This is a genomic window from Streptomyces sp. NPDC050161 (assembly GCF_044460025.1).
GTDB lineage: Bacteria > Actinomycetota > Actinomycetes > Streptomycetales > Streptomycetaceae > Streptomyces.
Genome location: NZ_JBITJM010000001.1, coordinates 39,584 through 63,582 on the forward strand (window position 1 = coordinate 39,584; position 23,999 = coordinate 63,582).

18 protein-coding genes, 1 pseudogene and 1 CRISPR repeat array are annotated in these 23,999 nt (G+C 71.1%); of the genes and pseudogenes, 12 read left to right on the forward strand and 7 right to left on the reverse strand.

Features of this window, described 5'->3' with window-relative positions; genetic code table 11:
• Positions 1–207 precede the first annotated feature (207 nt).
• The 4 genes from ACIBK8_RS00170 to ACIBK8_RS00185 all read left to right on the forward strand — a co-directional run bounded on the left by ACIBK8_RS00170 (position 208) and on the right by ACIBK8_RS00185 (position 5,361).
• Entirely contained in the window at positions 208–2,253 is a 2,046-nt protein-coding gene (locus tag ACIBK8_RS00170) for a thioredoxin domain-containing protein (RefSeq protein ID WP_399039240.1), read from the forward strand.
• A gap of 161 nt (positions 2,254–2,414) precedes the next feature.
• Positions 2,415–3,419 (forward strand): zinc-binding dehydrogenase, encoded by a 1,005-nt coding sequence (locus tag ACIBK8_RS00175; RefSeq protein WP_399039241.1) that lies wholly within the window; start codon positions 2,415–2,417, stop codon positions 3,417–3,419.
• A gap of 165 nt (positions 3,420–3,584) precedes the next feature.
• On the forward strand, positions 3,585–4,961 hold the full coding sequence (locus ACIBK8_RS00180) for an amidase (RefSeq protein WP_399039242.1): 1,377 nt from the start codon (positions 3,585–3,587) through the stop codon (positions 4,959–4,961).
• 1 nt (position 4,962) lies between these two features.
• On the forward strand, positions 4,963–5,361 hold the full coding sequence (locus ACIBK8_RS00185) for a MerR family transcriptional regulator (protein WP_393682962.1): 399 nt from the start codon (positions 4,963–4,965) through the stop codon (positions 5,359–5,361).
• Positions 5,362–5,549: 188 nt separating this feature from the next.
• Here the strand turns inward: ACIBK8_RS00185 and ACIBK8_RS00190 are convergent, their stop codons facing one another.
• On the reverse strand, positions 5,550–6,224 hold the full coding sequence (locus ACIBK8_RS00190) for a TetR/AcrR family transcriptional regulator (RefSeq protein ID WP_399039243.1): 675 nt from the start codon (positions 6,222–6,224) through the stop codon (positions 5,550–5,552).
• Between the two features lie 723 nt (positions 6,225–6,947).
• Positions 6,948–7,670: a hemolysin III family protein gene (locus ACIBK8_RS00195; RefSeq protein ID WP_399039245.1), complete on the reverse strand. Its 723-nt coding sequence runs from the start codon at positions 7,668–7,670 to the stop codon at positions 6,948–6,950.
• Positions 7,671–7,910: 240 nt separating this feature from the next.
• On the opposite strand from ACIBK8_RS00195, the gene ACIBK8_RS00200 reads away from it, so the two are divergent.
• A complete protein-coding gene (locus ACIBK8_RS00200; RefSeq protein WP_399039246.1) occupies positions 7,911–9,731 on the forward strand; it encodes a phosphoenolpyruvate carboxykinase (GTP) in 1,821 nt (606 codons plus the stop codon).
• Positions 9,732–9,848: 117 nt separating this feature from the next.
• Here the strand turns inward: ACIBK8_RS00200 and ACIBK8_RS00205 are convergent, their stop codons facing one another.
• Positions 9,849–10,295 carry a hypothetical protein gene (locus ACIBK8_RS00205; protein ID WP_399039247.1) on the reverse strand — a complete coding sequence of 149 codons (447 nt, stop codon included), beginning with the start codon at positions 10,293–10,295 and terminating at the stop codon, positions 9,849–9,851.
• 563 nt (positions 10,296–10,858) lie between these two features.
• Between ACIBK8_RS00205 and cas6e the strand changes: the two are divergent.
• The 3 genes and pseudogenes from cas6e to cas2e form a co-directional block, all read left to right on the forward strand.
• Positions 10,859–11,530, forward strand: a pseudogene (cas6e, locus tag ACIBK8_RS00210) (type I-E CRISPR-associated protein Cas6/Cse3/CasE); the annotation flags it as partial.
• Between the two features lie 3 nt (positions 11,531–11,533).
• Positions 11,534–12,628 carry a type I-E CRISPR-associated endonuclease Cas1e gene (gene cas1e, locus ACIBK8_RS00215; protein WP_399039248.1) on the forward strand — a complete coding sequence of 365 codons (1,095 nt, stop codon included), beginning with the start codon at positions 11,534–11,536 and terminating at the stop codon, positions 12,626–12,628.
• A complete protein-coding gene (cas2e, locus tag ACIBK8_RS00220) occupies positions 12,625–12,903 on the forward strand; it encodes a type I-E CRISPR-associated endoribonuclease Cas2e (protein ID WP_399039249.1) in 279 nt (92 codons plus the stop codon). The genes cas1e and cas2e overlap by 4 nt, the downstream gene beginning before the upstream one ends.
• A 429-nt stretch (positions 12,904–13,332) precedes the next feature.
• A CRISPR array of direct repeats spans positions 13,333–13,665; the repeat unit is 28 nt; unit sequence GGACCACCCCCGCACCCGCGGGGCCCAC.
• A 118-nt stretch (positions 13,666–13,783) separates the two neighbouring features.
• On the opposite strand, the gene ACIBK8_RS00225 is transcribed toward cas2e, so the two are convergent.
• Complete coding sequence (locus ACIBK8_RS00225) at positions 13,784–14,992, reverse strand: pyridoxal phosphate-dependent aminotransferase (protein WP_399039250.1); 1,209 nt, start codon at positions 14,990–14,992, stop codon at positions 13,784–13,786.
• A 204-nt stretch (positions 14,993–15,196) separates the two neighbouring features.
• Here ACIBK8_RS00225 and ACIBK8_RS00230 point away from each other — a divergent pair, with 204 nt between their 5' ends.
• On the forward strand, positions 15,197–17,806 hold the full coding sequence (locus ACIBK8_RS00230; RefSeq protein ID WP_399039251.1) for a P-loop NTPase fold protein: 2,610 nt from the start codon (positions 15,197–15,199) through the stop codon (positions 17,804–17,806).
• A 160-nt stretch (positions 17,807–17,966) separates the two neighbouring features.
• Here ACIBK8_RS00230 and ACIBK8_RS00235 read toward each other — a convergent pair whose 3' ends face one another.
• The gene (locus ACIBK8_RS00235) at positions 17,967–18,197 is read right to left on the reverse strand and encodes a hypothetical protein (RefSeq protein ID WP_399039252.1); all 231 of its coding nucleotides are present in this window, start codon (positions 18,195–18,197) and stop codon (positions 17,967–17,969) included.
• 109 nt (positions 18,198–18,306) lie between these two features.
• Here ACIBK8_RS00235 and ACIBK8_RS00240 point away from each other — a divergent pair, with 109 nt between their 5' ends.
• Together ACIBK8_RS00240 and ACIBK8_RS00245 are read left to right on the forward strand one after the other, a co-directional pair.
• Positions 18,307–19,161: a helix-turn-helix transcriptional regulator gene (locus tag ACIBK8_RS00240; protein ID WP_399039253.1), complete on the forward strand. Its 855-nt coding sequence runs from the start codon at positions 18,307–18,309 to the stop codon at positions 19,159–19,161.
• Complete coding sequence (locus ACIBK8_RS00245) at positions 19,142–19,357, forward strand: DUF397 domain-containing protein (protein WP_399039254.1); 216 nt, start codon at positions 19,142–19,144, stop codon at positions 19,355–19,357. Before ACIBK8_RS00240 ends, ACIBK8_RS00245 begins: the two co-directional genes overlap by 20 nt.
• Here ACIBK8_RS00245 and ACIBK8_RS00250 read toward each other — a convergent pair.
• The gene (locus tag ACIBK8_RS00250) at positions 19,332–20,954 is read right to left on the reverse strand and encodes an amidohydrolase family protein (protein WP_399039255.1); all 1,623 of its coding nucleotides are present in this window, start codon (positions 20,952–20,954) and stop codon (positions 19,332–19,334) included. The genes ACIBK8_RS00245 and ACIBK8_RS00250 overlap by 26 nt on opposite strands.
• Positions 20,955–21,266: 312 nt before the next feature.
• Complete coding sequence (locus ACIBK8_RS00255) at positions 21,267–22,577, reverse strand: amino acid deaminase (protein ID WP_399039256.1); 1,311 nt, start codon at positions 22,575–22,577, stop codon at positions 21,267–21,269.
• Positions 22,578–22,936: 359 nt separating this feature from the next.
• Between ACIBK8_RS00255 and ACIBK8_RS00260 the strand changes: the two genes are divergently transcribed.
• Positions 22,937–23,959 carry a sugar kinase gene (locus tag ACIBK8_RS00260; RefSeq protein ID WP_399039774.1) on the forward strand — a complete coding sequence of 341 codons (1,023 nt, stop codon included), beginning with the start codon at positions 22,937–22,939 and terminating at the stop codon, positions 23,957–23,959.
• Positions 23,960–23,999: the final 40 nt, after the last annotated feature.

Below are 23,999 nucleotides of genomic sequence, written 5' to 3' on the forward strand. Positions count from 1 at the left end.
GGCGCACCGCCTACCTGCGCGGCTCACCCGTATGACGCTTCAGGGCCGACCAGCGAGCAGCCTCAACAGTATTTTGGTCCCAAGTGAGTTGTTACGACGGCGAAGTTCTCGTCTGTCTCATGGGGGCGCGCGAGTGCGGTTCCGCAGGCAAGGCGGAGCCGTGCGGGCTTCGCCGGGTGGGGTGGGCGTTGTGAGAGGCTGGGGCGCATGAACCGGTTGGCTGGTGTGACCTCGCCTTATCTGCTTCAGCATGCCGACAACCCCGTCGATTGGTGGCCCTGGACGCCGGAGGCTTTCGAGGAAGCGCGGCGGCGCAATGTACCCGTTCTGCTATCGGTTGGCTACTCAGCGTGCCACTGGTGCCACGTGATGGCCCACGAAAGCTTCGATGACCCCGCCACCGCCGCGCTGCTCAACGAGCATTTCGTGGCTGTGAAGGTCGACCGCGAGGAGCGCCCGGACATCGACGCCGTCTACATGGAGGCCGTACAGGCGGCCACCGGGCAGGGCGGCTGGCCGATGACGGTCTTCCTGACGCCGGACGCCGAACCGTTCTACTTCGGTACGTACTTCCCGCCTGCGCCGCGCCACGGCATGCCGTCCTTCGGGCAGGTCCTGGAAGGGGTGCGGAGCGCCTGGGCCGACCGTCGTGACGAGGTCGGCGAGGTGGCCGGCCGGATCGTCGCCGACCTCGCGGGCCGCTCCCTCACCGGGGCCCTGAAGTCCGCCGAGCAGCGTCCGCCGCGCCCGGAGGACCTGCATGGCGCGCTGATGGGCCTGACCCGGGAATTCGACGCGGTGCACGGCGGATTCGCCGGTGCACCGAAGTTCCCGCCGCCCATGGTGCTGGAGTTCCTGCTCCGCCACCATGCGCGCACCGGATCCCAAGGCGCCCTGGAAATGGTTCAGGCGACCTGCGAGGCGATGGCCCGCGGCGGCATCTACGACCAGCTCGGCGGCGGGTTCGCGCGCTACTCCGTGGACGCGTCGTGGACCGTGCCGCACTTCGAGAAGATGCTCTACGACAACGCCCTGCTGTGCCGGACGTACGCACATCTCTGGCGGACCACGGGGTCCGAGTCGGCGCGCCGCATCGCGCTCGGCACGGCCGACTTCATGGTCCGTGAACTCCGCACCGAACAAGGCGGTTTCGCCTCCGCGCTGGACGCGGACAGCGACGACGGGACGGGGCGGCACGCCGAGGGCGCGTATTACGCGTGGACCCCCGGGCAGCTGCGGGAGGCGCTCGGCGAGGAGGACGCGCAGTTCGCCGCGGTCCACTTCGGCGTCACCGAGGAAGGCACCTTCGAGGAGGGCGCCTCGGTACTCCAACTCCCGGACACCGGCGGCCCGGTCGACGCCGAACGGCTGCGTTCGGTCACCGAGCGGCTGCTCGCGGCGCGCGCCGAGCGACCGCGCCCGGGGCGGGACGACAAGATCGTCGCTTCCTGGAACGGCCTGGCCATCGCCGCGCTCGCCGAGACCGGCGCCTACTTCGACCGCCCCGATCTCGTCCAGGCCGCCACCGACGCCGCCGACCTCCTGGTGCGCGTCCACATGGACTGGCAGGCCCGGCTGCACCGCACCTCCAGGGACGGCGTGCCGGGCAACAACTCCGGTGTCCTGGAGGACTACGCGAACGTCGCCGAGGGCTTCCTGACCCTCGCATCCGTCACCGGCGAGGGTGTCTGGGTGGAGTTCGCCGGGTTCTTCCTGGACACCGTGCTGGTCCAGTTCAGCGCCGCCGACGGCACGCTCTACGACACCGCGTCCGACGCCGAGGCGCTGATCCGCCGCCCGCAGGACCCGACCGACAACGCCACACCCTCCGGCTGGACGGCCGCAGCCGGCGCCCTGCTCTCCTACGGGGCGCTCACCGGCAGCGCACTGCACCGGGACGCCGCGGAGCGGGCCCTCGCCATCGTGACGGCGCTGGGCGGCCGGGCGCCCCGGTTCATCGGCTGGGGACTCGCCGTCGCCGAAGCCGCGCTGGACGGGCCGCGCGAGGTCGCCGTCGTCGGGCCGCAGGGCGACCCGGCCACCGCGGCGCTGCACCGTGCCGCGCTGCTCGGCACCGCACCGGGCGCGGTCGTCGCGCTCGGCGCACCGGGGTCGGACGACGCCGGCGAGGTGCCGCTGCTCCAGGACCGCCCCCTGGTCGACGGCGAACCGGCCGCCTACGTGTGCCGCCACTTCACCTGCGAGCGGCCGACCACGGACCCGGAGGAACTGGCCGCCCGGCTCCGGAGCTGAGCGGAATCCGGGGGCAGGGGTCACGGGGGAGTGCCGTCGCGCTCCCCGGTGGCGCCTCCCGGTGGCGCCTCCCTCGCAAGTCCTAGGCCCAGGGACGCTCAAGCCCTAGGCCCAGAGACGGGATTGACCTTGACGCGCGCGTCAAGTTCTAGCCTCTCCCCATGACGAACCGCACCTACCGCGAAGTCCGCCTGGCCGCCCGCCCCGAGGGCCCGGTCACCGACGAGCTGTTCGAGATCGTCGAGTTGCCGGTGCCCGAGCCCGCCCCGGGGCAGGTCCTCGTACGCAACACCCTCATGGGGGTCGCCGCCGTGATGCGCACCCTCATGGACGAGTCCACCTCGGTGCCGATGCCGTCGTTCGGCATCGGCGAGCCGCTGAACGGGCCGGCCATCGGCGAGGTCGTCGCGGCACCCGGAACCGACCTCACCCCTGGTGACCAGGTCGAACACCACCTCGGCTGGCGCGAGTACGCCCTGGTCGACGCCTCGGCCGTCCGCAAGATCACCCCCGGGCTGCTGCCTGACCCGGCCGGTTACCTCTCGCAGGGCCCCACCGCCTGGATGGGCATCGTCCGCGGCGCCGAAGTGAAGCCCGGCGACACCGTGTTCATCACCGGGGCGGCCGGCGGCGTCGGCACCCTGGCCGGTCAGATCGCCCGGCAGCAGGGCGCGAAGAGGGTCATCGGCAGCACCGGATCGCAGCAGAAGGCCGACCGGCTCATCGACGAGCTGGGCTACGACGCGGTGGTCATCCGCGGCGCAGGCCCCGTGGAGGAGCAGCTGCGCCGCGCCGCCCCTGAGGGCATCGACGCGCTCTTCGACAACGTGGGCGGCGAGCAGCTCCAGGCCGCCATCACGCTCGCCAACCGGGGCGCCCGCCTGGCGATCGTCGGCGCGCTGGCCAGCCAGATGTCCACCGACGTGCCGGCCACCACCGAGATCGACACCCTGTCGCTGCTCGCCCGCAGCATCACCCTGCGCGGCGTCGCCCTCTACGACCACCTGGACCTGATCCCCGAGTGGCACACCCGCTTCGGAGCCGGGCTGCGCGACGGCACCTTCACCTTCCCGCACGCCAGGCTGCACGGCATCGAGCAGGCCCCGGCCGCGCTGCGCGAGCTGACCGAAGGACGTCATATGGGCGCGGTCATCGTGGAGTTGTGAGCGGAAAGGGGGGGAGGCGGACGGCCGTGCGGGAACCCGAAGGCGAGTGTCGGACCGGCCGGTTACGTGTCCGCTGAAGCCGGCGGCGGAACCGTCGGGAAGCACGTCGGCCGGGGGCTGTGGATAACCGGCCGGGTCCGCGGCGGCCGGTTGTAGCCTGCACGGGTGAAGAGCTTCCTCCGGCACAGATCGCTCGTCCAAGAGGCCGCTGCCCTGCGGTCCGGTGCGGACGATCCCGTGGACGCTGCCCGCCGCGCCTGCGACCGGATCGACGCCGTCGACCCGCACGTACGGGCCTTCGTCCCCGAACCGGAGCGGCGCACCCGGCTCCTGGAGGCGGCGCGCCGCACGGCCGAGGCGTGGGACAGCGCGACGGTCGGCGCGCCGGACCTGGGCAACCGGCCCGCCAAGCCCGCGCTGTACGGCGTGCCGGTCGGCGTCAAGGACATCGTGCGGGTGGACGGGCTGCCGACGCGCGCGGGGTCGGCGCTGCCACCGGGAGTGCTCGCCGGGACGCAGGCTGCGGTCGTCGACCGGCTGTGCGCCGCCGGGGCGGTGATCGCCGGGAAGACGGTGACGGCGGAGTTCGCCGTCACCGCGCCGGGGCCGACCCGCAATCCGCACAACGTGGCCCACACACCGGGCGGTTCGAGCAGCGGATCGGCCGCGGCCATCGCCGCCGGAATGGTGCCGCTGGCGATCGGGACGCAGACGGTCGGCTCGATGATCAGGCCCGCCGCGTACTGCGGGGTGGTCGGCTTCAAACCGACCCTCGGCCGGATCCCCATCGCCGGGGTGATCCCCAACGCCGTCAGCTTCGACACCCTGGGGTGCTTCGCGTCGGACGTCGCGGGTGTCACGCTCGCCGCGTCGGTGCTCTGCGACGGCTGGCCCGTGGCCCCGCAGGACGGGACGGGTACCGAGGCGCGGCTCCCGGTGCTGGGCGTGCCCGTCGGCCCGTACCTGCGGCGCGCCGACGACGAGGCGCTGGCCGCACTCAACGACCAGCGGGCGCTGCTCAGGGCGGCCGGCTACACCGTCCGCGAGGTGCCGCTGATGGACGACTTCGCCGACGTCGCCACGCAGTTGTTCACCATGAACCGCTACGAGGTGGCCCGCGCGCACGCCGACTGGTTCGAACGCTTCGGTGATCTCTACCGGGAGCAGACCGCCGAGGCGATCAGGGAGGGCCGCTCGATCGGGGACTCCGACTACGAAGCGGCCCGGGTGCGGCGCGCCGCGTTCCGCGACCGGCTCGCCGCGGCGGGCACGGAAGTCGGCATCGACCTGTGGATCGCCCCGGCCGCCACCGGCGCGGCGCCGCTCGGCCTCGGCACCACCGGCTCGTCGATCATGTGCTTGCCGTGGAGCAACGCGGGACTGCCATCGGTCGCCCTCCCCGCGGGCCGCTCCGCGGGCGGACTGCCGCTCGGGCTCCAGATCGTCGGCCCGTTCGGCGCGGATCCGTACGTCCTGCACTGCGCGGCAGGCATCGAACGCGCCCTGGGTGACGCCGACTTCGGCCGGGAAGCCGCCTGCTGACATGCGTACCGAAGAGGGGCGGATGCGGATCGGGGACGCGGCGGCGGCTGCCGGGATGACGCCCCGTGCGCTGCGCTACTACGAGCAGCAGGGGCTGCTGACGGCCCGGCGGACGCCGGCCGGGCACCGCGAGTACGACGCCGAGGACGTCCGCCGCCTGCGGGCGGTGCGCGATCTCCGGGAGGCGGGGCTGACGGTCGGTGACGTGCGGGCGTTCGCGCACCTGCTGCACACCCTGCCGCCGAGCGGGCTGCCGGAGCTGATACCCCGGGATCCCGGTGCACAGCGGTGTGGCGCGGCGGAGACGGTGGCCCGGCGCAGGCTGGCCGACCTCGACGACCGGATAGCGCGGCTCTCCCAACTCCGGGCCCGCCTCGCGGCCCGCCTCGGCGAGGCGTGAGCGCAAGAACCGGCCGTCCAAGACCCCCGTCTCCCCGAACCGTCCGCGCAGGAACCGGGCGTTCCAGGGGACGGTGCCACCGCTGAGGGGGACGGCGCTACTGCTCCGGGAAGTGCTGCCCGCGGGCATCCGGGCATCCGGGCATCCGGGCATCCGGGCGGCCGGGCATCCGGGCATCTGGGCGCCGCTCAGCCCGATGAAAGCGTCAGCCCCCGCGTCAGCAGGTCCATCGTGCGGTGAACCATCGCCTCCAGCTCGGCGGGCCCGCCGTCCGTCGCCCGGCTCCCCGCCGACCCCGGTGTCCCGCATTCCTCCGCCCAGCGCAACAGGGTCTCCTGGAGGGCCGCCAGAATCGCCGTGCTGATCACCCGCACCTCCAGGTCACCGGCCGGACGCCCGGCCCGCTCGGCCAGGACCGTGCTGATCAACTCCGTGTCCCGCGCGAGGGTTTCCGCCGTACGACCGCGCACCGCGGGAACGTCGCGGATCAGCCGCGCACGCCGCACCAGCTCACCGCGGTCCCCGGCGCCCAGGGCGCGCAACGCCGCGAGGGTCACCTGCCGCAGGGTCTCGGCCACCGGTTCGCCGACCGGGCGGCTCCGGATCGCGGCCTCCAGCACGGTGCCGTAGGCGTCCCTGAGCACGATGTCTTCCTTGGTGGGGAAGTAGCGGAAGACGGTGCTGGGCGAGACATCGGCGGCCTCGGCGATCTGGTCGACGGGCGTGGCGTCGTACCCCTGCTCGTCGAAGAGCCGGTAGGCGGCCCGCCGGATCGCCTGCCGAGTCTGAATCTTCTTCCGCTCCCGCAGCCCGATCACCGGCCTGCCGGCCGACGCTGCGGCGGAGGTACGTGCAGAGACCATGCACATCATTCTCGGCCATGGGGTGTGCTGGGGGCCATGGGCGCGTCATGACGGAGGGTGCCGGCGTGGCTTGCCCTTGAGGGGCGGGGCGGCGCATCGGTCTTGGCGCGGTTGCTGGTTGGGATATCCCCGCGGTCGCGGGGCCGACCCCGCGTTCGCCGAAATCGGCGTGGACTACGACGAACCACCCCCGAACCCGCGGGGCCGACACCGCCGAGCTGGCCAAGGGCGCCGCCAACACGGGACCACCCCCGCACCCGCGGGGCCGACCACCGTGCTGCCACAGGGCAAGAAGCGCATATGGGACCACCCCCGCACCCGCGGGGCCGACGCTTCGTGACCTGCGAGTTTATCCGCGTCCTGGCCCGTTTTCATTTAGTTGGGCCGAGCTGGCCGATAGTTGTCTCGCCGGGGTGCTCGGTCTGGAGCCGCACAGATTGCTCCTCCCGGCGCGGCGATGGCATCGCGGTGCCGACCGGAGCGCTGAGGTAGGGACCATTCCCGCGTCCGCGGGGTCTACGAGGTGCAGTTCACCCCGTATCCACGGGCGAACGGGCCCCTGCGTCTCCAGTCCCATGCCGAGCGACGCATCCAGGCAGCGCGGGGCCGGTGTACGCCCGCGCCCCCGCAGCGCCCAGGCACGTACGTCTCACGTCACGTGCCCGGGCTCCGCGGACCAACTCCGCACGCCTGCCGCGTACATACTCCACATCCGCACACGCCTCAGACGTGCGAATAAGCCACCAAGGAGATGCCCACGTAATGCACCACGAACGCCGCGAGGGTGAAGGAGTGGAAGACCTCGTGGAAGCCGAACCACCGGGGTGAGGGGTTGGGGCGCTTGATGCCGTAGATCACGCCGCCCGCGCTGTAGAGGAGGCCGCCGACGATCACCAGGACGAGGACGGCGACGCCGCCGGTGTGCAGGAAGTCGGGGAGGAAGAAGACGGCGGCCCAGCCCATCGCTATGTAGCAGGGGGTGTAGAGCCAGCGGGGCGCGCCGACCCAGAAGACCCGGAACGCGATGCCGGCCAGGGCGGCGGCCCACACCGCCCACAGCAGTGCCTGTCCGCGGCTGCCCGGCACGAGCAGCATGGTCAGTGGCGTGTAGGTGCCCGCGATGATCAGGAAGATGTTGGCGTGATCGAGGCGGCGCAGCACTCCGTCGGCGCGTGGGCCCCAGTTGCCGCGGTGGTAGAGCGCGCTGACGCCGAACAGCAGGCAGGCGCTGAGGGTGTAGATCGCGCAGGCGATCCGGCCGCGGGTGCTGTCGGCGAGCGCGGTGAGGACGACGCCGGAGAGCAGGGCGGCGGGGAACATGCCGGCGTGCAGCCAGCCGCGCAGCTTGGGCTTGAGCGGTGCCGCCGCCGCGGCGATCGACGAGACCGCATCTGTTGCGGGCACGGGGGGAGGGTGGCTCGCTACGGCATCGTGCGGGGAAGTCATGGCCGTCATGCTACCTACGCCACCGTAAGTTACCGATCAGTGCCGAAGTGGTGACGGTCACGAAGGCGCCCTCTGGACAGATGTCCGCCAGGGTCGGATGATCAAATGAGTGCGGTCGGCACCGGATGAGCGGTCACGAAGCATCCGGGTCGCAGCCCCCAAGGGGCAGACAGTCAAAGAAGCGGATCTGTCCGGGTGAACCGGACGTCGGTCCGTCCACACCCTCATCTAGGAGCGATCGTGGCGCGCGACAACGCGGCTCCCACCACCCCGACCCGTCACCAGGGCCTCACCACCTGGGTCGACGAGATCGCAGCGATCACCCAGCCCGACCGGGTCGTCTGGTGTGACGGCTCGGAGGCGGAGTACGAGCGGCTGTGTGAGGAACTGGTCGACAAGGGCACCTTCACCAAGCTCGACCCCGTCAAGCGGCCCAACTCGTACTACGCCGCGTCCGACCCACGGGACGTCGCGCGGGTCGAGGACCGTACCTTCATCTGCTCCCGCAAGGAGGAGGACGCGGGGCCGACCAACCACTGGAAGGACCCCGCCGAGATGCGGGAGATCTTCGCGGGCTCCGACGGCATCTTCCGCGGTGCGATGCGCGGCCGGACGATGTACGTCGTCCCGTTCTGCATGGGGCCGCTCGGCTCGCCGCTCTCCGCGATCGGCGTGGAGATCACCGACTCGGCATACGTCGCCGTCTCGATGCGCACCATGACCCGCATGGGGCAGGCGGTGCTCGACGAGCTGGGCGAGGACGGCTTCTTCGTCAAGGCGGTGCACACCCTCGGTGCCCCGCTCGCCGAGGGCGAGAAGGACGTGCCGTGGCCGTGCAACACCACCAAGTACATCTCGCACTTCCCCGAGGACCGCGAGATCTGGTCCTACGGCTCCGGCTACGGCGGCAACGCCCTGCTCGGCAAGAAGTGCTACGCGCTGCGCATCGCCTCCGTCATGGCACGTGACGAGGGCTGGCTCGCCGAGCACATGCTGATCCTCAAACTCACCCCGCCGCAGGGCGAGGCCAAGTACGTCGCCGCCGCCTTCCCGAGCGCCTGCGGCAAGACCAACCTCGCGATGCTGGAGCCGACCATCCCGGGCTGGACGGTCGAGACCATCGGCGACGACATCGCCTGGATGCGCTTCGGCGAGGACGGCCGCCTCCACGCGATCAACCCCGAGGCCGGCTTCTTCGGCGTCGCGCCCGGCACCGGCGAGCACACCAACGCCAACGCCATGAAGACGATGTGGGGCAACTCCGTCTTCACCAACGTCGCGCTCACCGACGACGGCGACGTGTGGTGGGAGGGCATGACCGAGGAACTGCCCGCGCACCTCACGGACTGGAAGGGCAACGACTGGACCCCGGCGTCCGAGACCCCGGCGGCCCACCCCAACGCCCGCTTCACGGTCCCCGCGGGCCAGTGCCCGATCATCGCGCCGGAGTGGGAGGACCCCAAGGGCGTGCCGATCTCGGCGATCCTCTTCGGTGGCCGCCGCGCCAGCGCCGTACCGCTCGTGACCGAGTCGCTGACCTGGCAGCACGGCGTCTTCCTCGGTGCGAACGTCGCCTCCGAGAAGACCGCCGCGGCTGAGGGCAAGGTCGGCGAGCTGCGCCGCGACCCGTTCGCCATGCTGCCGTTCTGCGGCTACAACATGGGCGACTACATGGGGCATTGGGTCAAGGTCGGCGCCGACAAGGACCAGGCCAAGCTGCCGAAGATCTACTACGTCAACTGGTTCCGCAAGGACGACAAGGGCCGCTTCGTGTGGCCGGGCTTCGGCGAGAACAGCCGGGTGCTGAAGTGGATCGTCGAGCGCCTTGAGGGCACGGCCGAGGGTGTCGAGACCCCCATCGGCGTGCTGCCGGCCAAGGGGGCGCTGGACACCGAGGGCCTCGACCTGTCCGACGCCGACCTCGACTTCCTGCTCACCGTCGACAAGGACGTCTGGCGCGAGGAGGCGGCGCTGATTCCCGAGCACCTCAACACCTTCGGTGACCACGCGCCGAAGGAACTGTGGGACGAGTACCGCGCACTGGTACAACGCCTGGGCTGATGCCCGCGGCGCGGCTCACCGTGCCACCGTGCTTGTGGGGCCCCGTACTTGGTGCGGGGCCCCGCTCGGCTTTCTGGCCGGATAAGGGAAAGTGGGCGCCCGGTGCCGGGCGGACCATTACGCCGTCGCGAGATCCGGCAGGCCGGCGACGGTGGCGCCGTCGCCGTGAGCCTCCAGGCGCTCCACGGCCAGGGCTATCGCCGCGGTGTCCTCACGGGACGTGGCGATCACCAGGGCGTTGCCCGCGAGGGTGCGCGCCCGCTGCTCCAGTGCCTGCCGACGGGACGGATCGCCGCCGGTCGGCTCGGCGCGCAGCGGGTAGTGGCCGCCATTGAGACGGGCGACCTGCTCGGCTATCTCGTCGGCGGCCACGGCCAGTGCGTCGGCGCCCCGCCCGTGCGCCGCGCTCTGTGATGCCAGTGCGTGCAGCTCGTCGGTGACGGTCAGCAGCGCGGTCAGATGTCCTGCGAGCCGGATGTCCAGCTCCTCCTCACGGGAGCGATGCGGGATCTCCGGGGCCGCGGCCATGGTGTGGACCGACTTGGTGCGGATCGGTTCGTACATGGGATGGCCTCCTGAAAACGTCTAGGAGACCATCTTACCTTAGACGGAGTCTAAAGTTGTGCGGAGTATGGCGGGCTGTGGGTAAGGTCCGGAAATGGCGGTGGGGTGGGTGGTGCTTGCTGGGGCTGGCGGTGTGGGGTGGTTGGTGTGAGGGCGGACTCGGGCCCGTGTCGAGTTGGACGTCCTCGATGGGTCACCCCGCTCCCGCGGGGTCGACCGCGTAGTGATCGCCGTCGCCCGCCAGCCGCCCGGACCACCCCCGCACACGCGGGGCCGACACTGTTGCGCGGGACACGGAAGTACGGCTGCCGGGACCACCCCCGCACACGCGGGGCCGACGAGCAGGCCGAGCAGTACCTCGCCATGCTCCGTGGACCACCCCCGCTCCCGCGGGGCCGACCCTTCCTGGCCTGCGACTCTACTCGCGCGCCACCCCATTTCCGTTTGGTTGCATCTCGGGCCACTCCTCCACGACCAAAGAAATTTCACCCCGCCGAAATTGCTCCGAGGGCGAGCGCTGAAGCTGCCTAACACTCGCAACGTTCATTCCACTTCGCCTCCCTCTGGACGCGGACGACCCTCACCGCCCACACCTCTTCGTCCTCACCCGGTCCCGCCCCGACTGGACCCACATCATCGAGCAGGCCGGCTGGCCCGGCGCCGAGGGCGAGCACGCCGCGATCCGCGACTACACCCCGCTCCTCGAACGGATCGCCACCGGCCGCGAGTTCGCGTTCCGCCTCACGGCCAGCCCTGTCCAGAACACCCCGTCGCCGCGGAAACCCACCCCGGCACAGGCCGCGCACATCGCCGCCGACACCGACGGCAAGCGCCGCGGCTTCCGGCTGGGCCACCGCACCGCCGCCGCCCAACTCGACTGGTTCCTCACCCGTACCGGTCGCTGGGGGTTCGACGTCCCCGCCTCCCGCACCGATCCCGCCGCCCCGGGCCTCGCAGCACCCCCGGCCGGCAACGACCGTGCCCGGCAACCCGACCGTCCATCCTGGGATCCCCACCCCGGGCGCGAGGTCCGCATCACGTCCCGAAACCGGCACTCCTTCAAGAAGAACGGCAGCGGACCCCACGTCGTCTTCCACACCGCCACCTTCGAAGGCCGCCTGCGCATCACCGACCCGTCGGCCTTCACCGCCCGCCTCCTCGACGGAATCGGCCCCTCCAAGGCGTACGGCTGCGGCCTGCTCACCCTCGCGCCCCTCGCCGGCCGGAAGGACTGAACCATGGCCGACATCTGGTGGAAGGCGGACCCGCACGATCTGCACCGGATCGTCGACCGCGTCTCCAGCGTCTACGTGGAGCGCAGCCACCTCGACCGCGACGAGAACGCCGTCGTGGTCGTCAACAGACGGGAGACCGTCCGCGTCCCCGCCGCCATGATCGCCGTCCTGCTGCTGGGCCCCGGCACCCGCGTCACCCACGGCGCGATCCGCCTGCTCGCCGACTCCGGCACCGCCGTCTGCTGGGTGGGCGAACAGGGCGTGCGGATGTACGCGACGGGGCTCGGCCCCAGCCGGAGCTCCGGTCTCCTCCACCGGCAGGCGTGGCTGGTCACCCGCCCCAAGGAACGGCTCGGCGTCGCCCGCGCCATGTACGGCATGCGCTTCCCCGGCGAGGACGTCTCACGCGCCACCATGCAGCAGCTCCGTGGCCGCGAGGGCACCCGCTTCCGCCGCCTCTACCAGGAGCACTCCCGCCGCACCGGCGTGCCGTGGAACGGCCGCGTCTACAAGGCAGGCGACGCGTTCGCCGCGGGCGACGACATCAACCGCCTGCTCTCGGCCGCCAACGCCGCCCTCTACGGCATCTGCCACGCGGTCATCGTCGGCCTCGGCGCAAGCCCAGGACTCGGCTTCGTGCACACCGGCTCCGCGCTCTCCTTCGTCCTCGACATCGCCGACCTCTACAAGGCCGAATACACCCTCCCCCTGGCCTTCGATCTCACCGCCCAGGGCCTCCCCGAGGAACGCGACGCCCGCATCGGCCTGCGCGACCGCATCACCGAGACGCAACTCCTCGCCCGCATCGTCACCGACGTCAAGAGGTTGCTGAACCCGCCCGGCACCGACTTCGACACCCCGGAAACCAGCGAACTCTGGGACGAACGCCTCGGCACGGTCTCCGCGGGCGTCAACTGGTCGACCCCCGACGGGCCACCGGCACCACCGGGCCACCCCACCCCCGACACCACGCCCGAGCACCCACCCCTCACCCCCACGGGCATGGGCGACCAGCACATCGCCATCATCGGCCCGGAACCGGACACTCCACCCCAGCCTCCCCATGAGCCCACCCGGCCCCCGGAGCAGCCCACATGACCGTCATCGTCCTGATCGCCGCCCCCGACGGCCTCCGCGGCCACCTCACCCGCTGGATGGTCGAAGTCCACGCCGGAGTCTTCGTCGGCACCCCCAACCGCCGCATCCGCGACCGCCTCTGGGAACTCCTCGCCACCCGCATCGGCGACGGCCAGGCCGTCCTGGCCGAACCCGCCTCCAACGAACAGGGCTGGGCAATCCGCACGGCGGGGAGAGAGCGTTGGCGACCGGTCGATTTCGAGGGGGTGATTCTTTCGGCTCGGGAGAGGCGGTGAGGGGTGTGGGGGCTCGGCTATCCGCGCCTGACGTGTGGTGATGCGGCACGGCCTCCGCTGCCGCCGCCCGGTGATCGGAACCCGTCCCCCGGAACGCGGGCGTACCGACCGGCGACGGCCGGTCGCCGAGCGCTGAAGTCCCTTGCTGCGTGACCTTGTTCACCGCATTTGGCTACGGGATCTGCGGCGCGCGCAGAGGGGGGCGGCTATCGGGCGATTTAGGCGACAGCCGCTCCATGCCCGACTGCCGTGAGTAGGAACAGCCCGCCACGCCTTGGTCCTCCAGAGGGCAGCCTCCATTTCCGCCCCACGGGCTTCATCGCCGTCCTTGTGCCACCGGCCGGGTCTCGTACCCGCTGGTTTGCGCCGTACATGCGGCGGCTTTTGGGCTGTGGCCCGAGACCAGCGTCGGCAGCAGTCTTGCCCTGAGGCCCGGCCCTGCATCTGCGGGGCCGACGGGCTCATCACGCACACCAATGACCACGGTCGCGGACCACCCCCGCGCCTGCAGGGCCGACGCCGAATACCAGCTCTGCGACGCCCTGATCGAGGGACCACCCCCGCACCCGCGGGGCCCACTCGCCAACTGCAAGGCGTACGGGTACCGCCCGGGGACCACCCCCGCACCCGCGGGGCCCACGCGACGAACAGGGTGCCCAAGGCCATGCTGCCCGGATCACCCCCGCACCCGCGGGGCCCACTGGGGAACGGGCAGGGGCAGGGGGGTCACGTCCGGACCACCCCCGCACCCGCGGGGCCCACCCTTCCTGACCTGCGAACTTACTCGCGACCCGCCCCGTTTTCATTTAGTTGCACTGCGAGACCACAAGATCGCTAGTGTCCGACGACCACAGCCCCGCCCCCGCCCCCGCTCCTCTCACTACTGCCCGTACCCCTCCAAAAACGACCCGATCCGCGTCACCGCATCCGTCAGATCGTCCTTGTTCGGCAGGGTGACCAGCCGGAAGTGGTCCGGTTCCGGCCAGTTGAAGCCGGTGCCGTGGACGATCATGATTTTTTCGGCGCGGAGGAGGTCGAGGACCATCTCGCGGTCGTCCTTGATCTTGTAGACCTTGGGGTCGAGGCGCGGGAAGGCGTAGAGGGCGCCCTTCGGTTTGACGCAGGTGACGCCGGGGATCTGGGTCAGCAGGTCGTAGGCCGTGTCGCGCTGTTCCAGCAGACGGCCGCCGGGGAGTACCAGGTCGTTGATCGACTGCCGGCCGCCGAGTGCGGTGGCGACGGCGTGCTGGGCCGGCATGTTGGCGCACAGGCGCATGTTGGCGAGGATCGTCAGGCCCTCGATGTAGGACGAGGCGTGCGCCTTGGGGCCGCAGACCGCCAGCCAGCCGCTGCGGTAGCCCGCCACTCGGTACGACTTGGACAGGCCGTTGAAGGTCAGTGTCAGCAGGTCGGGGGCGAGGGAGGCGAAGGGGGTGTGGGTGGCGCCGTCGTAGAGGATCTTGTCGTAGATCTCGTCGGCGCAGACGATGAGGTGGTGGCGGCGGGCGATCTCGGCGATGCCCTCCAGGAGCGCGTCGTCGTAGACCGCGCCCGTGGGGTTGTTGGGGTTGATGACGACGATGGCTTTGGTGCGGTCGGTGATCTTGCGCTCGATGTCGGCGAGGTCCGGCATCCAGTCCGCCTGCTCGTCGCAGCGGTAGTGGACGGCGGTGCCGCCGGAGAGGGAGACGGACGCCGTCCACAGCGGGTAGTCCGGGGCCGGTACCAGGACCTCGTCGCCGTCGTCGAGCAGTGCCTGCATCGACATCTGGATCAGTTCGGAGACGCCGTTGCCGAGGTAGATGTCGTCGACGGAGACCTCGACGCCCTTGGTCTGGTAGTGCTGCATCACCGCGCGGCGGGCGGAGAGCAGGCCCTTGGCGTCGCCGTAGCCGTGCGCCGTGCCGACCGAGCGGAGGATGTCCTCCAGGATCTCGGGCGGGCACTCGAAGCCGAACGCCGCGGGATTTCCGGTGTTGAGCTTGAGGATGCGGTGACCCGCCGCCTCAAGCCGCATGGCCTCCTCCAGCACGGGGCCACGGATCTCGTAGCAGACATTGGCGAGCTTGGTTGACTGGATCACCTGCATGCCCGCCACTTTACGACCGGGTCGGCGCGATCGCCGGGTGTTTTTGCCCACCTTGATCAGCTGGTGGTGTGCGACTCGTCACGTGCTGTCACTGGTCGTGGGTAGGGTTGTCCTTGGATTTCGTTGCAGCCGACGGCCGGGCGTGCGGGCGGTCGGGCGTGCGGCGGGTCCGGATCACGCCGACGACCTGACACGGGGGCCAGGATGGCGAGCACAGCGGCCGGGTACACGCCCTTTTCGCTGCTCAATGACGAGCCGGTGGCGGAGGCCGCCGCCGATCTGCTCGGCAGCGGCAGTGCCGCGCGCCGGCTCGCCGGGCTGCTGGTCTCCTCCCGGCCTTCGACGCCCTTCACCCTCGCCATCGACGCGGGCTGGGGCATGGGCAAGAGCAGCCTGATGCGGCTGGTCGACGCGGAGTTGGCGGCGCTGCCCGAGGTGCACACCGTTTGGTACAACGCCTGGACGTCGACCGGGGCGGACGCACTGGAGGGGCTGATCAAGTCCGTTCTGATGCGGTTCGACCGGCGGGTGCTGCGGCGCGGCCTCCAGCGGGCCACCGACCAGCGGGCGCTGCTGCGGGTGGTGCGCGCCGTGACGACGGTCGCCGCCGGGCCGCTGGGCGTCTCCGGTCTCGTCGACGAGCTGTGGAAGAACCTGTCGGTCAACTCCCAGGCGCGTAACGAGATGCGGGCCGCCATCGGCGATCTGATGCAGGAGTGGGCGCAGACGGACGGGCATCAGCCGCGCCGCCTCCTGGTGGTCTTCATCGACGACCTCGACCGCTGCTCGGAGGAGACGGTGCTCGCGGTCTGTGAGGCGGTGAAGGTCTATCTGGACGTGCCCGGTCTGGCCTTCGTCGTCGGCTGCGACCGCTCCGCCATGGGGCCGAACGGGCTGCTGCGCGATCTGTCGCCCGCCGGTTCGGCGTTCATGGAGAAGATCTTCCAGACGAGTTACCGGATTCCGGCTCCCGACGGGCAGGGCGTCGAGGAGTACATCCGCTGGTGCGCGCGGACCGCAGGGGTGGAACCGCTGTTGGACGACGCGCTGGTGGAGTTGCTGGTGCAGCGCACCGGTCGGAATCCGCGGCGTATCAAGCGCCTGGTGAACGGCTTCGTCCTGGAGGCGACGCTCAATCCGGTGTGGCGGGACTTCGGCCCGGAGGCGGTCATCCGGACGCTGCTGCTCCAGTACTTCTACCCGGACTTCTACCGGATGATGACGGGCCCTTCCGGGACGGTGGACGGCGATGTGGTGGCCGAGTTCCGGACGTACCGGACGGTGCGGCGGACGCTGCTGGCGGCGCCCGGTGCCGTCGCCGATACGGAACTGACGGTGGCCCGGGAGTTCGTGGCGCGCTACGACCTGCTGGTGCCGGGCACGCCCGAGGCGTCCGGCGCGGAGGTGCTGGCGGCGCTGGAGCGGCAACTGCCGAACGAGTTCCCCGACTTGGTGACGAACCCGGCGTTCACCTCGCTCGTCGACGAACTCACCGCCCGCGATGACGCCGCCCGCCTGCTGCTGCGGCTGCGGGAGGGGCCCCGGATCTCCGGTGAGGGGGCGGGTGACCAGGGCAACCCGGACGGGCCGGAGGGGAGGGGGCGGGAGTGGGGGCCGCTGTGGCAGGTGATCAACGGCGCGCCCGGGGAGGAGCATCGCCTGGGAGTTGAGGCGGGGTCGGTCAGGGTGATCGATTCCGGGGAGCAGGGCCGGCCGGAGCCGTCGGTGCAGCAGCCCGCCCCGACCTCGAATGCCCCCTACGGCGGACAGCCGGGCGGGACCGGTGCGGCCCCGTATGCGGATCTTCCCGAGGAGTTCCGCAACGGAGCGCCGCTGCAAGGTAGTTCACCCGGGTACGGGCAACCGCAGCCCACGCCTCAGGCCCCGGTCCCGGGGCCGCCGCCGTGGTCCCGGCAGAACCGGCCGCCCACGTACCGGTCGCCCGGTGGCTACGCCCTGCCGACGCTCGACGTCCTGTGGGTCGACGACCAGCCGGACCGTAAGGCGGAGGTGCGGGCGGTGCTGCGGAGTCTGGGGGTGCGGGTGCGGCATGTGAGCACGAGTGCCGACGCCTCCGCCGAACTGCGTCTCCGTACACCGGGCCTGCTGATCTCGGACATCAGCAGGCGGCGCAACCATGCCGCCGGGTTCGCGATGATCCAGCGGTTCCAGGAGGAGGGGCTGTACGACGGCCCGGTGATCTTCTACACGATCCGGCAGAGTCCCGAACGGGAGGACCGGGCCGCCCGGTTGGGGGCGGCGATCACCAATCAGGAGGACCGGCTGCGGGAACTGGTGCTGGACATCCTCCAGGCGCAGGGCCGCTCCCCGGCCCCCGATCCGTCCCCGGTGCCGCAGCAGGTCCAGGGCCCGTTACCGCCGCCGGTTTCGGCAGCCGTGCCGCACCGGCGGGTCAGCCTCGACCCGCCGCCCCGGATACAGGACCTCGACCTGACCGTCCTCTGGGTGGATGACGAAGTCACCCGTGAACACTGGCTGGTGGGCGAGCTGCGCTCCCGGGGCGCGCGGGTGCATCTGGCCCAGGACGACGCGACCGCACTCGATCTGCTCGCCGCCCACTCCGTGGATCTGCTGCTCTCCGATGTCACCCGGAATGGTGACGAGGACGCCGGGTTCGCGCTGGCCAGGCGACTGCGGGAGGAACGCAGGTACCTCGGCCCGCTGGCCTTCCTCACCTTGTCGGTCACCCCCGAACGAGAGCGCCAGGCACGGGAGGTGGGGGCGCTCGGCATCACCAATCAGCTGGTCGAGGTCACGGAATGGGCCGCACGTTTCGTGCTGGACCGGCCGTAGAGGAGCCCACCGGTGCCAGGTTTCCATGAGCCTCAGCGTCGCCCACCCCCACCGGACGACCACTTGTTGAGCCTTCTGACGCTCTCCGCCAACTCCTCGCGCCGATCCTGTTCCGGGGCGTCACCGTGCTTCTTCGGGGGCCGGTCCCGGTGGGATTTCGTCACTGCCCGGCGGCCTTGTGGAGTACGGCGGCGAGCCTGCGGGCGGTGGCGGTGTTGCAGTTGCCGAGGGCGATGAGGGGGAGTGTGTAACTGCCTGCGAAGGCCGGCAGGTCGATGCCGAGGGAGGGCAGGGAGATGCCGTTGGCGGCGAGTGCGGCGCGGAGCGCTTCGGCGCAGTCGTCCGCGTCGTCGTCGTGGTGGGGGCGAGGGGTGTGTGTCCGGTCGGGCATGGTTTCGTCTTCCTGTGCGTATCGTGACCAACTGCTCACAGAGTGACGCGGTACGGCGTAGCGTGGAAGGGATTTCCCTTTCGGCGCGTACATCGTGGAGCGGTGAAAAATGCCTGCACGCAAGGAAGTTGACGGTTCAGCCAGTGTCCCGGCCTTTTACGGCTCGGAGCTTCGCTGGAAGCGGGAGGAAGCGGGGCTGACCCTCCAGGCGACGGTGGAGGGGAGCTATTACGCGGTGAGCTATCTGAGCGAGATCGAGCGGGGGATGCGGCGGATGCCCGGGGATCTGGCCGCGCATATCGACCGCGTACTGAAGACGGACGGGTTCTTCGAGCGGCGTTGTGAGGATGTGCGGAAGGCGCGACGGGTCGGCCACGCGGACTATTTCGCGCGGGCGTTGGAAGCGGAGAAGCAGGCGAAGAGCATTGAGGAGTGGTATCCGGGACTCGTCCCGGGCCTGTTGCAGACAGCGGCGTATGCGCGAGTGATGGTGCTGGCTACGCATCCGCTCGCGTCCGACGAGGAAGTGCAGGAGAGGGTCACCGCCCGACTGGCGAGGGCGCGGCTCTTCGAAGAGAACCACAAGACCCCGATGTATTGGTCGGTCCTCCATGAATCGGTGCTGCGTGACCCTCTGCTCCCGCCTGAGGAGATGGCCGAACAGTTGGAGTGCATCGCAGCATTGGGGAGGCGTCGCCGGATCGTTCCGCAGATCCTTCCGCGTAACAGCGCACCTCATGCGTTGATGCTCGGCTCAGTCACAGCTATGACGTTCCCCGATGCCCCGCCGCTGATCTACATCGAGTCCGCGTACAGCGGTGACACCATCGACGATCCGGCGCTCGTGGAGAAGTACCGCAGGTCGTACGATCTGCTCAGGGCCGCCGCACTGTCACCGGCGGCGTCCCTGTCGATGATCGAGGCAACGGCAGAGGACTTCCGAAATGGCAAGCAAGCAGATTGACTTGAGCGCCGCCCGCTGGCGCACCAGCACCTACACCAACGGCGACGGCGGCAACTGCGTAGAGGTGGCCGACGACCTCCCCGGCATCGTCCCCGTCCGCGACACCAAGGACCGGGACGGGGGGACGGTCATCGTCCCCGCCGTCGCCTGGAGCCGGTTTGTCGACGCTGTCAAGGGCGGGGCGCTGAGCGCCTGACGGAGCGGCCCGCCAGGATGTCGGTCCGTTTGCCGTCCTGCATGACGAAGCGGCCGTCGATCAGGACGTGCGGGATGCCGGTGGGCAGGGCGCGCGGGACGTCGAAGGTGGAGCCTGCCGCGACCGTTTCCGGGTCGAAAAGGACCAGGTCGGCGCGGTAGCCCTCGCGGACCAGGCCGCGGTCGGGCAGCCGCAGGCGGGCGGCGGCGCGCGAGGTGAGGTGGGCGACGCACTCCTCCAGGGGCAGGATGCCCAGCTCACGGACGTACTTGCCGAGGTAGTGCGGGAAGGTGCCGTACGCGCGGGGGTGCGGCTTGGCGCCCTGGAGGATGCCGTCGCTGCCACCGGTGTGCACCGGGTGGCGCATGATGCGGCGGACGTTCTCCTCGTGGCCGACGTGCTGGAGGATCGTCGGGCCCAGGCGGTCCTCGATCAGGAGGCGGCGGGCGGTGACCCAGGGCTCCTCGCCGCGTTCGGCGGCGCTGCGGGCCACGGTCTTGCCGACGTAGCTGGTCAGGGCCGGGTCGGAGACACCCGAGATCTCGATCGCGTCCCACTCGATGGGGACGCCGTGGCAGCCGTCGGCGCCGTCGACCTCCATGACCTGCCGGATGCGGGCGGCGCTCGCGTCGTCCTGGAGGCGGGTCAGGATCGCGTCCGGGCCGCCCTCGCTCGCCCAGCTCGGGAGCATGGCGACGAGCGTCGTGCAGCCGGGGGTGTAGGGGTAGGTGTCCAGGGAGATGTCGGCGCCGGATGCCAGGGCCGCGTCGAGCAGGGCCAGGAGTTCGGGGGCGCGGTCCTTGTTGACGCCGAAGTTCATGGTGGCGTGCGCGAGATGGAGGGCGCAGCCGGCCTCGCGGGTGAGGGCGACCATTTCCTCGTACGCCTGGAGGGCGCCCGCCCCGTAGGAGCGGTGGTGCGGGCAGTAGTAGCCGTCGTATTGCGCCACGACCCGGCAGAGTTCGGTCAGTTCGGCGTCGGACGCGTACATGCCGGGGGTGTAGGTCAGGCCGGATGAGAGGCCGACGGCGCCTTGTTCCAGGCCCTCGGCGACCAACTGCCGCATGCGCGCGATCTCTTCGGCCGTCGCGGCGCGGTCGTCCCATCCCATGGCGAGCATCCGGACGGTGCCCTGGGGGATGAGGTAGGCGGCGTTGACGGCGATGCCGTGGCCGTCGAAGCCGTGGTCGAGGCGGTCGAGGTAGCCGCCGACGGTGCGCCAGGTGAAGTCGATGTCCGAGCCGTCGCCGTTCCAGCCGGTGATCTGGGCGCGGACCTCGGCGAGTGTGCGGTCGTCGACCGGGGCGTACGACAGGCCGTCCTGGCCGATGACTTCGAGGGTGACGCCCTGGGCGGCCTTCGCTTCGTGCGCGGGGTCGCGGAGCAGCGCGAGGTCGCTGTGGGCGTGCATGTCGATGAAGCCGGGGGAGAGGGCGAGGCCGTCGGCGGACACCGTGCGGCGGGCGGAGGGGCGGGGTCCGGCGTCGCCCTCGCGGTGGATCGCGGCGATCCGGCCGTGGGACAGGGCGACGTCGGCGCGGTAGGACGGGCCGCCGGATCCGTCGATGACGCGTGCGTCGCGGAACACGGTGTCCATGGGGGGCCTTTCTGAGACCGGCGGTGCGGGCCGCGGGGGTCGGCGCGCACCGCCGGGGTCTGTGCGGGCGGCGCGGGGGCTGCCGGGGGCGGTGGCTCAGGAAATCTTCCCCGGGCGTCTCACGAAACGGGGGCGCGGAGCGTTTTCCTGATGAGAGAGCGAGACGGGGGAAGGTGCGAGATGCAGGTTCGGGAAACTGCTCGGGGAAGTGCGGGGGAAGGCGCTCGGGGGAGTGCTGGGGGGACGGCTTGGGGGACGGCTTGGGGGACGGCTTGGAGGGGTGCTCCGGCAGTCGCTTTATTAGCCGCTGTATTAGAAGAACGTGCGGATGAAGTCCGTGACCGTGCCGTCGGCTTCGACGAGCGGGATCAACTGCCACTTGTCGAACGACGTGCAGGGGTGGGACAGGCCCATCCCCACCCAGTCACCGACCTCCAGGTCGTCCGCGCCCTCGGTGGCGATCCAGGCGTGCTGGTCGGACAGGCCGGTGACGGTGATGCCGGTGGCGGGGCGTTCGGTGCCGTCCCGGCCGGAGCGTACGACCTGGGCCTGCGGGAGATCGAGGTCGTAGGCGGCGTCGCGCTTACCGGCGTTGAGGAACGCCTGGTGAGGGGTGGGGCGGGAGACGACCTGCGCCCAGAGGCGGAAGGCCGGCTGGAGTGTGCCTTCTTCCGGGACGCGGTTGAAGGGGGTGAGGTGGCGGTAGTGGCCGTCGTCGTGGGAGACGTACGCGCCCGAACGCAGCAGCTTGAGGACCGGGGCGGAGAGCGCGGGGATCTCGGCGAAGACCTCGGCGACGGAGTCGAACCAGGCGCTGCCGCCCGCGCTGACGACGATCCGGTCGAGGTCGGCGAAGCGTCCGGTCTTGTCGAACTCCACGGCCAGCGCGACGAGTCGGCGCAGCCAGGCCGTCACCCGCTCGGGGGTCGCGTCGGGCACCTCGCCCTCGTAGCCGGCCACGCCTACCAGGCGGAGGGTGTCCACACCCGCGATGGCGTCGGCCAGTTCGAGGCACTCGGCCTCGGTGCGGACGCCGGTGCGGGCGGTCTCGCCCGCGCCCAGTTCGATGACGACGTCGACGGGGCGGCTCGCGCCCGCCTCGCGGAGTGCGGCGTCCATCAGCGCGATGCCACGCAGCGAGTCGACGTAGCAGATGAAGCGGAAGCCGGGATCGGCATCCAACTCGGCGGCGAGCCAGCGCAGGGCGGCCGGGTCGACGAGTTCGTTGGCGAGGAAGATCTGCTGGATGCCGTAGGCGCGGTAGACGCGGGCCTGGTGGGGGACGGCGGCGGTGATGCCCCAGGCGCCGTGCTCCAGCTGGCGGGCGAAGAGCTGGGGGGCCATGGAGGTCTTGCCGTGCGGGGCGAAGGCCAGGCCGTGGCGGGCCGAGTAGGTCTCCATCAGGGCGAGGTTGTGCTCGACGGACTCGGCGGAGAGGGCCAGGACGGGGGTGGTGAAGCCGCCGTCGAAGAGGTTGCGGCGCTCGGCCGCCAGCTCGCCGACGGTGCGGCCGTCGGCGTCCGGCGGGAGGGCCTTGAAACGGTGGTCGACGCGTTCGTCCGCGAGTCCCTGGGCGAGCCCCTTCGCGTGGTCCGCCGCGAGCCGGTCCCGGTCGTCGACCATGGGCCCTCCTCAAAGATCTTGTTGCATTCTCTGCAACACCCATTGCGTATATCGCTTATAGGTGTCTAGCATCCGAGCCATCACCGGGTCAATGGTGAGAATCGCCCCGGGAAACCGTCCGCGAAACCCTCGGAAACCCTCCGGACGCCTTCCGCGACACCTTTCACGGAACCCGCCGCGAAACCTCCGCGACCCCGCAGAGCAGCACAGCCACCCGGCAGCACAGCCACCCGGCGCAGCCGCGCAGCTAAGGAGTACCCCCGATCGTGACCAGGCCCTCGAACGTCAGCGGCACCGCCGGCCCGGACGGCGGCACCGTCCCGGATGCCGGCGTGGATGTCGTCTGCCTCGGCGAGTCCATGGTCACCTTCCTACCCACCCGGCCGGGACGCCTCGCCGACGTCCCCGCATTCGACCGCGCCATCGGCGGCGCCGAGTCCAACGTCGCCTGCGCGCTGGCCCGCACCGGACACACCGCACGCTGGATCTCCCGGGTCGGCGCCGACGGCTTCGGCGACCATCTCGTCGACACCATCGCGGGCCACGGCGTCGACGTCGGCCACGTCCAGCGCGACCCGCATCGCCCCACCGGCATCTACTTCCGCACCGCAGGGGAGCGCGCCACCGGCGTCGACGGCGAGGAGGCAGGCCGCGCCGAAGTGCTCTACTACCGCGCCGGATCCGCCGCCTCCGCGATGGCCCCCGCACTCCTCGACCGCACCGCGCTGGACGGCGCCCGCATCCGCCACCTCACCGGCATCACCGCCGCCCTCTCCGACGGCTGCCTGGACGTCCTGCGCACCCTCACCCGCCGCACCCCGGGCCGGCCGCTGGTCTCCTTCGACGTCAACTACCGCGTCGGCCTCTGGCGGGCCGGCGCGCACGGTCCTGAGATCCTGCTCGACCTCGCCCGGGGCTGCGACCTGGTCTTCGTCGGTGAGGACGAGGCCGAGGCCGCCTGGGATCTGCACGGGCCCGAAGCGGTGCGCGAGGCGCTGCCCGAGCCCGCCACCCTCGTCGTCAAGCAGGGCTCCGAAGGCGCCACCGTCTACGACCGCAGGGCCGACGGCACCGACTCCGTGACCTTCGTCCCCGCCCTGAAGGTCGAGGTCGTCGCGCCCGTCGGAGCCGGGGACGCCTTCGCCGCCGGATTCCTCTCCGGCACCCTCCGCGACCTGCCGGTGCCCGCCCGCATCCGGCACGGACACCTGATGGCCGCCGCCTCCCTCACCGTCCCCGGCGACCTCGGCACACCACCGGCCCGCGCCCTCGCCGACCGCCTGGCCGCCCTCGACCCGGCCGACTGGGGCACACTGCGACTCGGCCCCGGCTGGACGACCGACGGGGTGCGCACATCACGGGTGGAGGTCCCCGCACCATGAACGAACCAAGCCAACGAAGCGAGCGGAACGCCGGACAGCA

Bases quoted from the DNA above. Each gene is read 5' to 3' on its own strand.
- ACIBK8_RS00170 (WP_399039240.1), top strand. From the start codon at position 208: ATGAACCGGTTGGCTGGTGTGACCTCGCCTTATCTGCTTCAGCATGCC.
- ACIBK8_RS00175 (WP_399039241.1), top strand. From the start codon at position 2,415: ATGACGAACCGCACCTACCGCGAAGTCCGCCTGGCCGCCCGCCCCGAG.
- ACIBK8_RS00185 (WP_393682962.1), top strand. From the start codon at position 4,963: ATGCGTACCGAAGAGGGGCGGATGCGGATCGGGGACGCGGCGGCGGCT.
- ACIBK8_RS00190 (WP_399039243.1), bottom strand. From the start codon at position 6,224: ATGGTCTCTGCACGTACCTCCGCCGCAGCGTCGGCCGGCAGGCCGGTG.
- ACIBK8_RS00195 (WP_399039245.1), bottom strand. From the start codon at position 7,670: ATGACTTCCCCGCACGATGCCGTAGCGAGCCACCCTCCCCCCGTGCCC.
- ACIBK8_RS00205 (WP_399039247.1), bottom strand. From the start codon at position 10,295: ATGTACGAACCGATCCGCACCAAGTCGGTCCACACCATGGCCGCGGCC.
- cas1e (WP_399039248.1), top strand. From the start codon at position 11,534: ATGGCCGACATCTGGTGGAAGGCGGACCCGCACGATCTGCACCGGATC.
- cas2e (WP_399039249.1), top strand. From the start codon at position 12,625: ATGACCGTCATCGTCCTGATCGCCGCCCCCGACGGCCTCCGCGGCCAC.
- ACIBK8_RS00225 (WP_399039250.1), bottom strand. From the start codon at position 14,992: ATGCAGGTGATCCAGTCAACCAAGCTCGCCAATGTCTGCTACGAGATC.
- ACIBK8_RS00230 (WP_399039251.1), top strand. From the start codon at position 15,197: ATGGCGAGCACAGCGGCCGGGTACACGCCCTTTTCGCTGCTCAATGAC.
- ACIBK8_RS00235 (WP_399039252.1), bottom strand. From the start codon at position 18,197: ATGCCCGACCGGACACACACCCCTCGCCCCCACCACGACGACGACGCG.
- ACIBK8_RS00240 (WP_399039253.1), top strand. From the start codon at position 18,307: ATGCCTGCACGCAAGGAAGTTGACGGTTCAGCCAGTGTCCCGGCCTTT.
- ACIBK8_RS00245 (WP_399039254.1), top strand. From the start codon at position 19,142: ATGGCAAGCAAGCAGATTGACTTGAGCGCCGCCCGCTGGCGCACCAGC.
- ACIBK8_RS00250 (WP_399039255.1), bottom strand. From the start codon at position 20,954: ATGGACACCGTGTTCCGCGACGCACGCGTCATCGACGGATCCGGCGGC.
- ACIBK8_RS00255 (WP_399039256.1), bottom strand. From the start codon at position 22,577: ATGGTCGACGACCGGGACCGGCTCGCGGCGGACCACGCGAAGGGGCTC.
- ACIBK8_RS00260 (WP_399039774.1), top strand. From the start codon at position 22,937: ATGGTCACCTTCCTACCCACCCGGCCGGGACGCCTCGCCGACGTCCCC.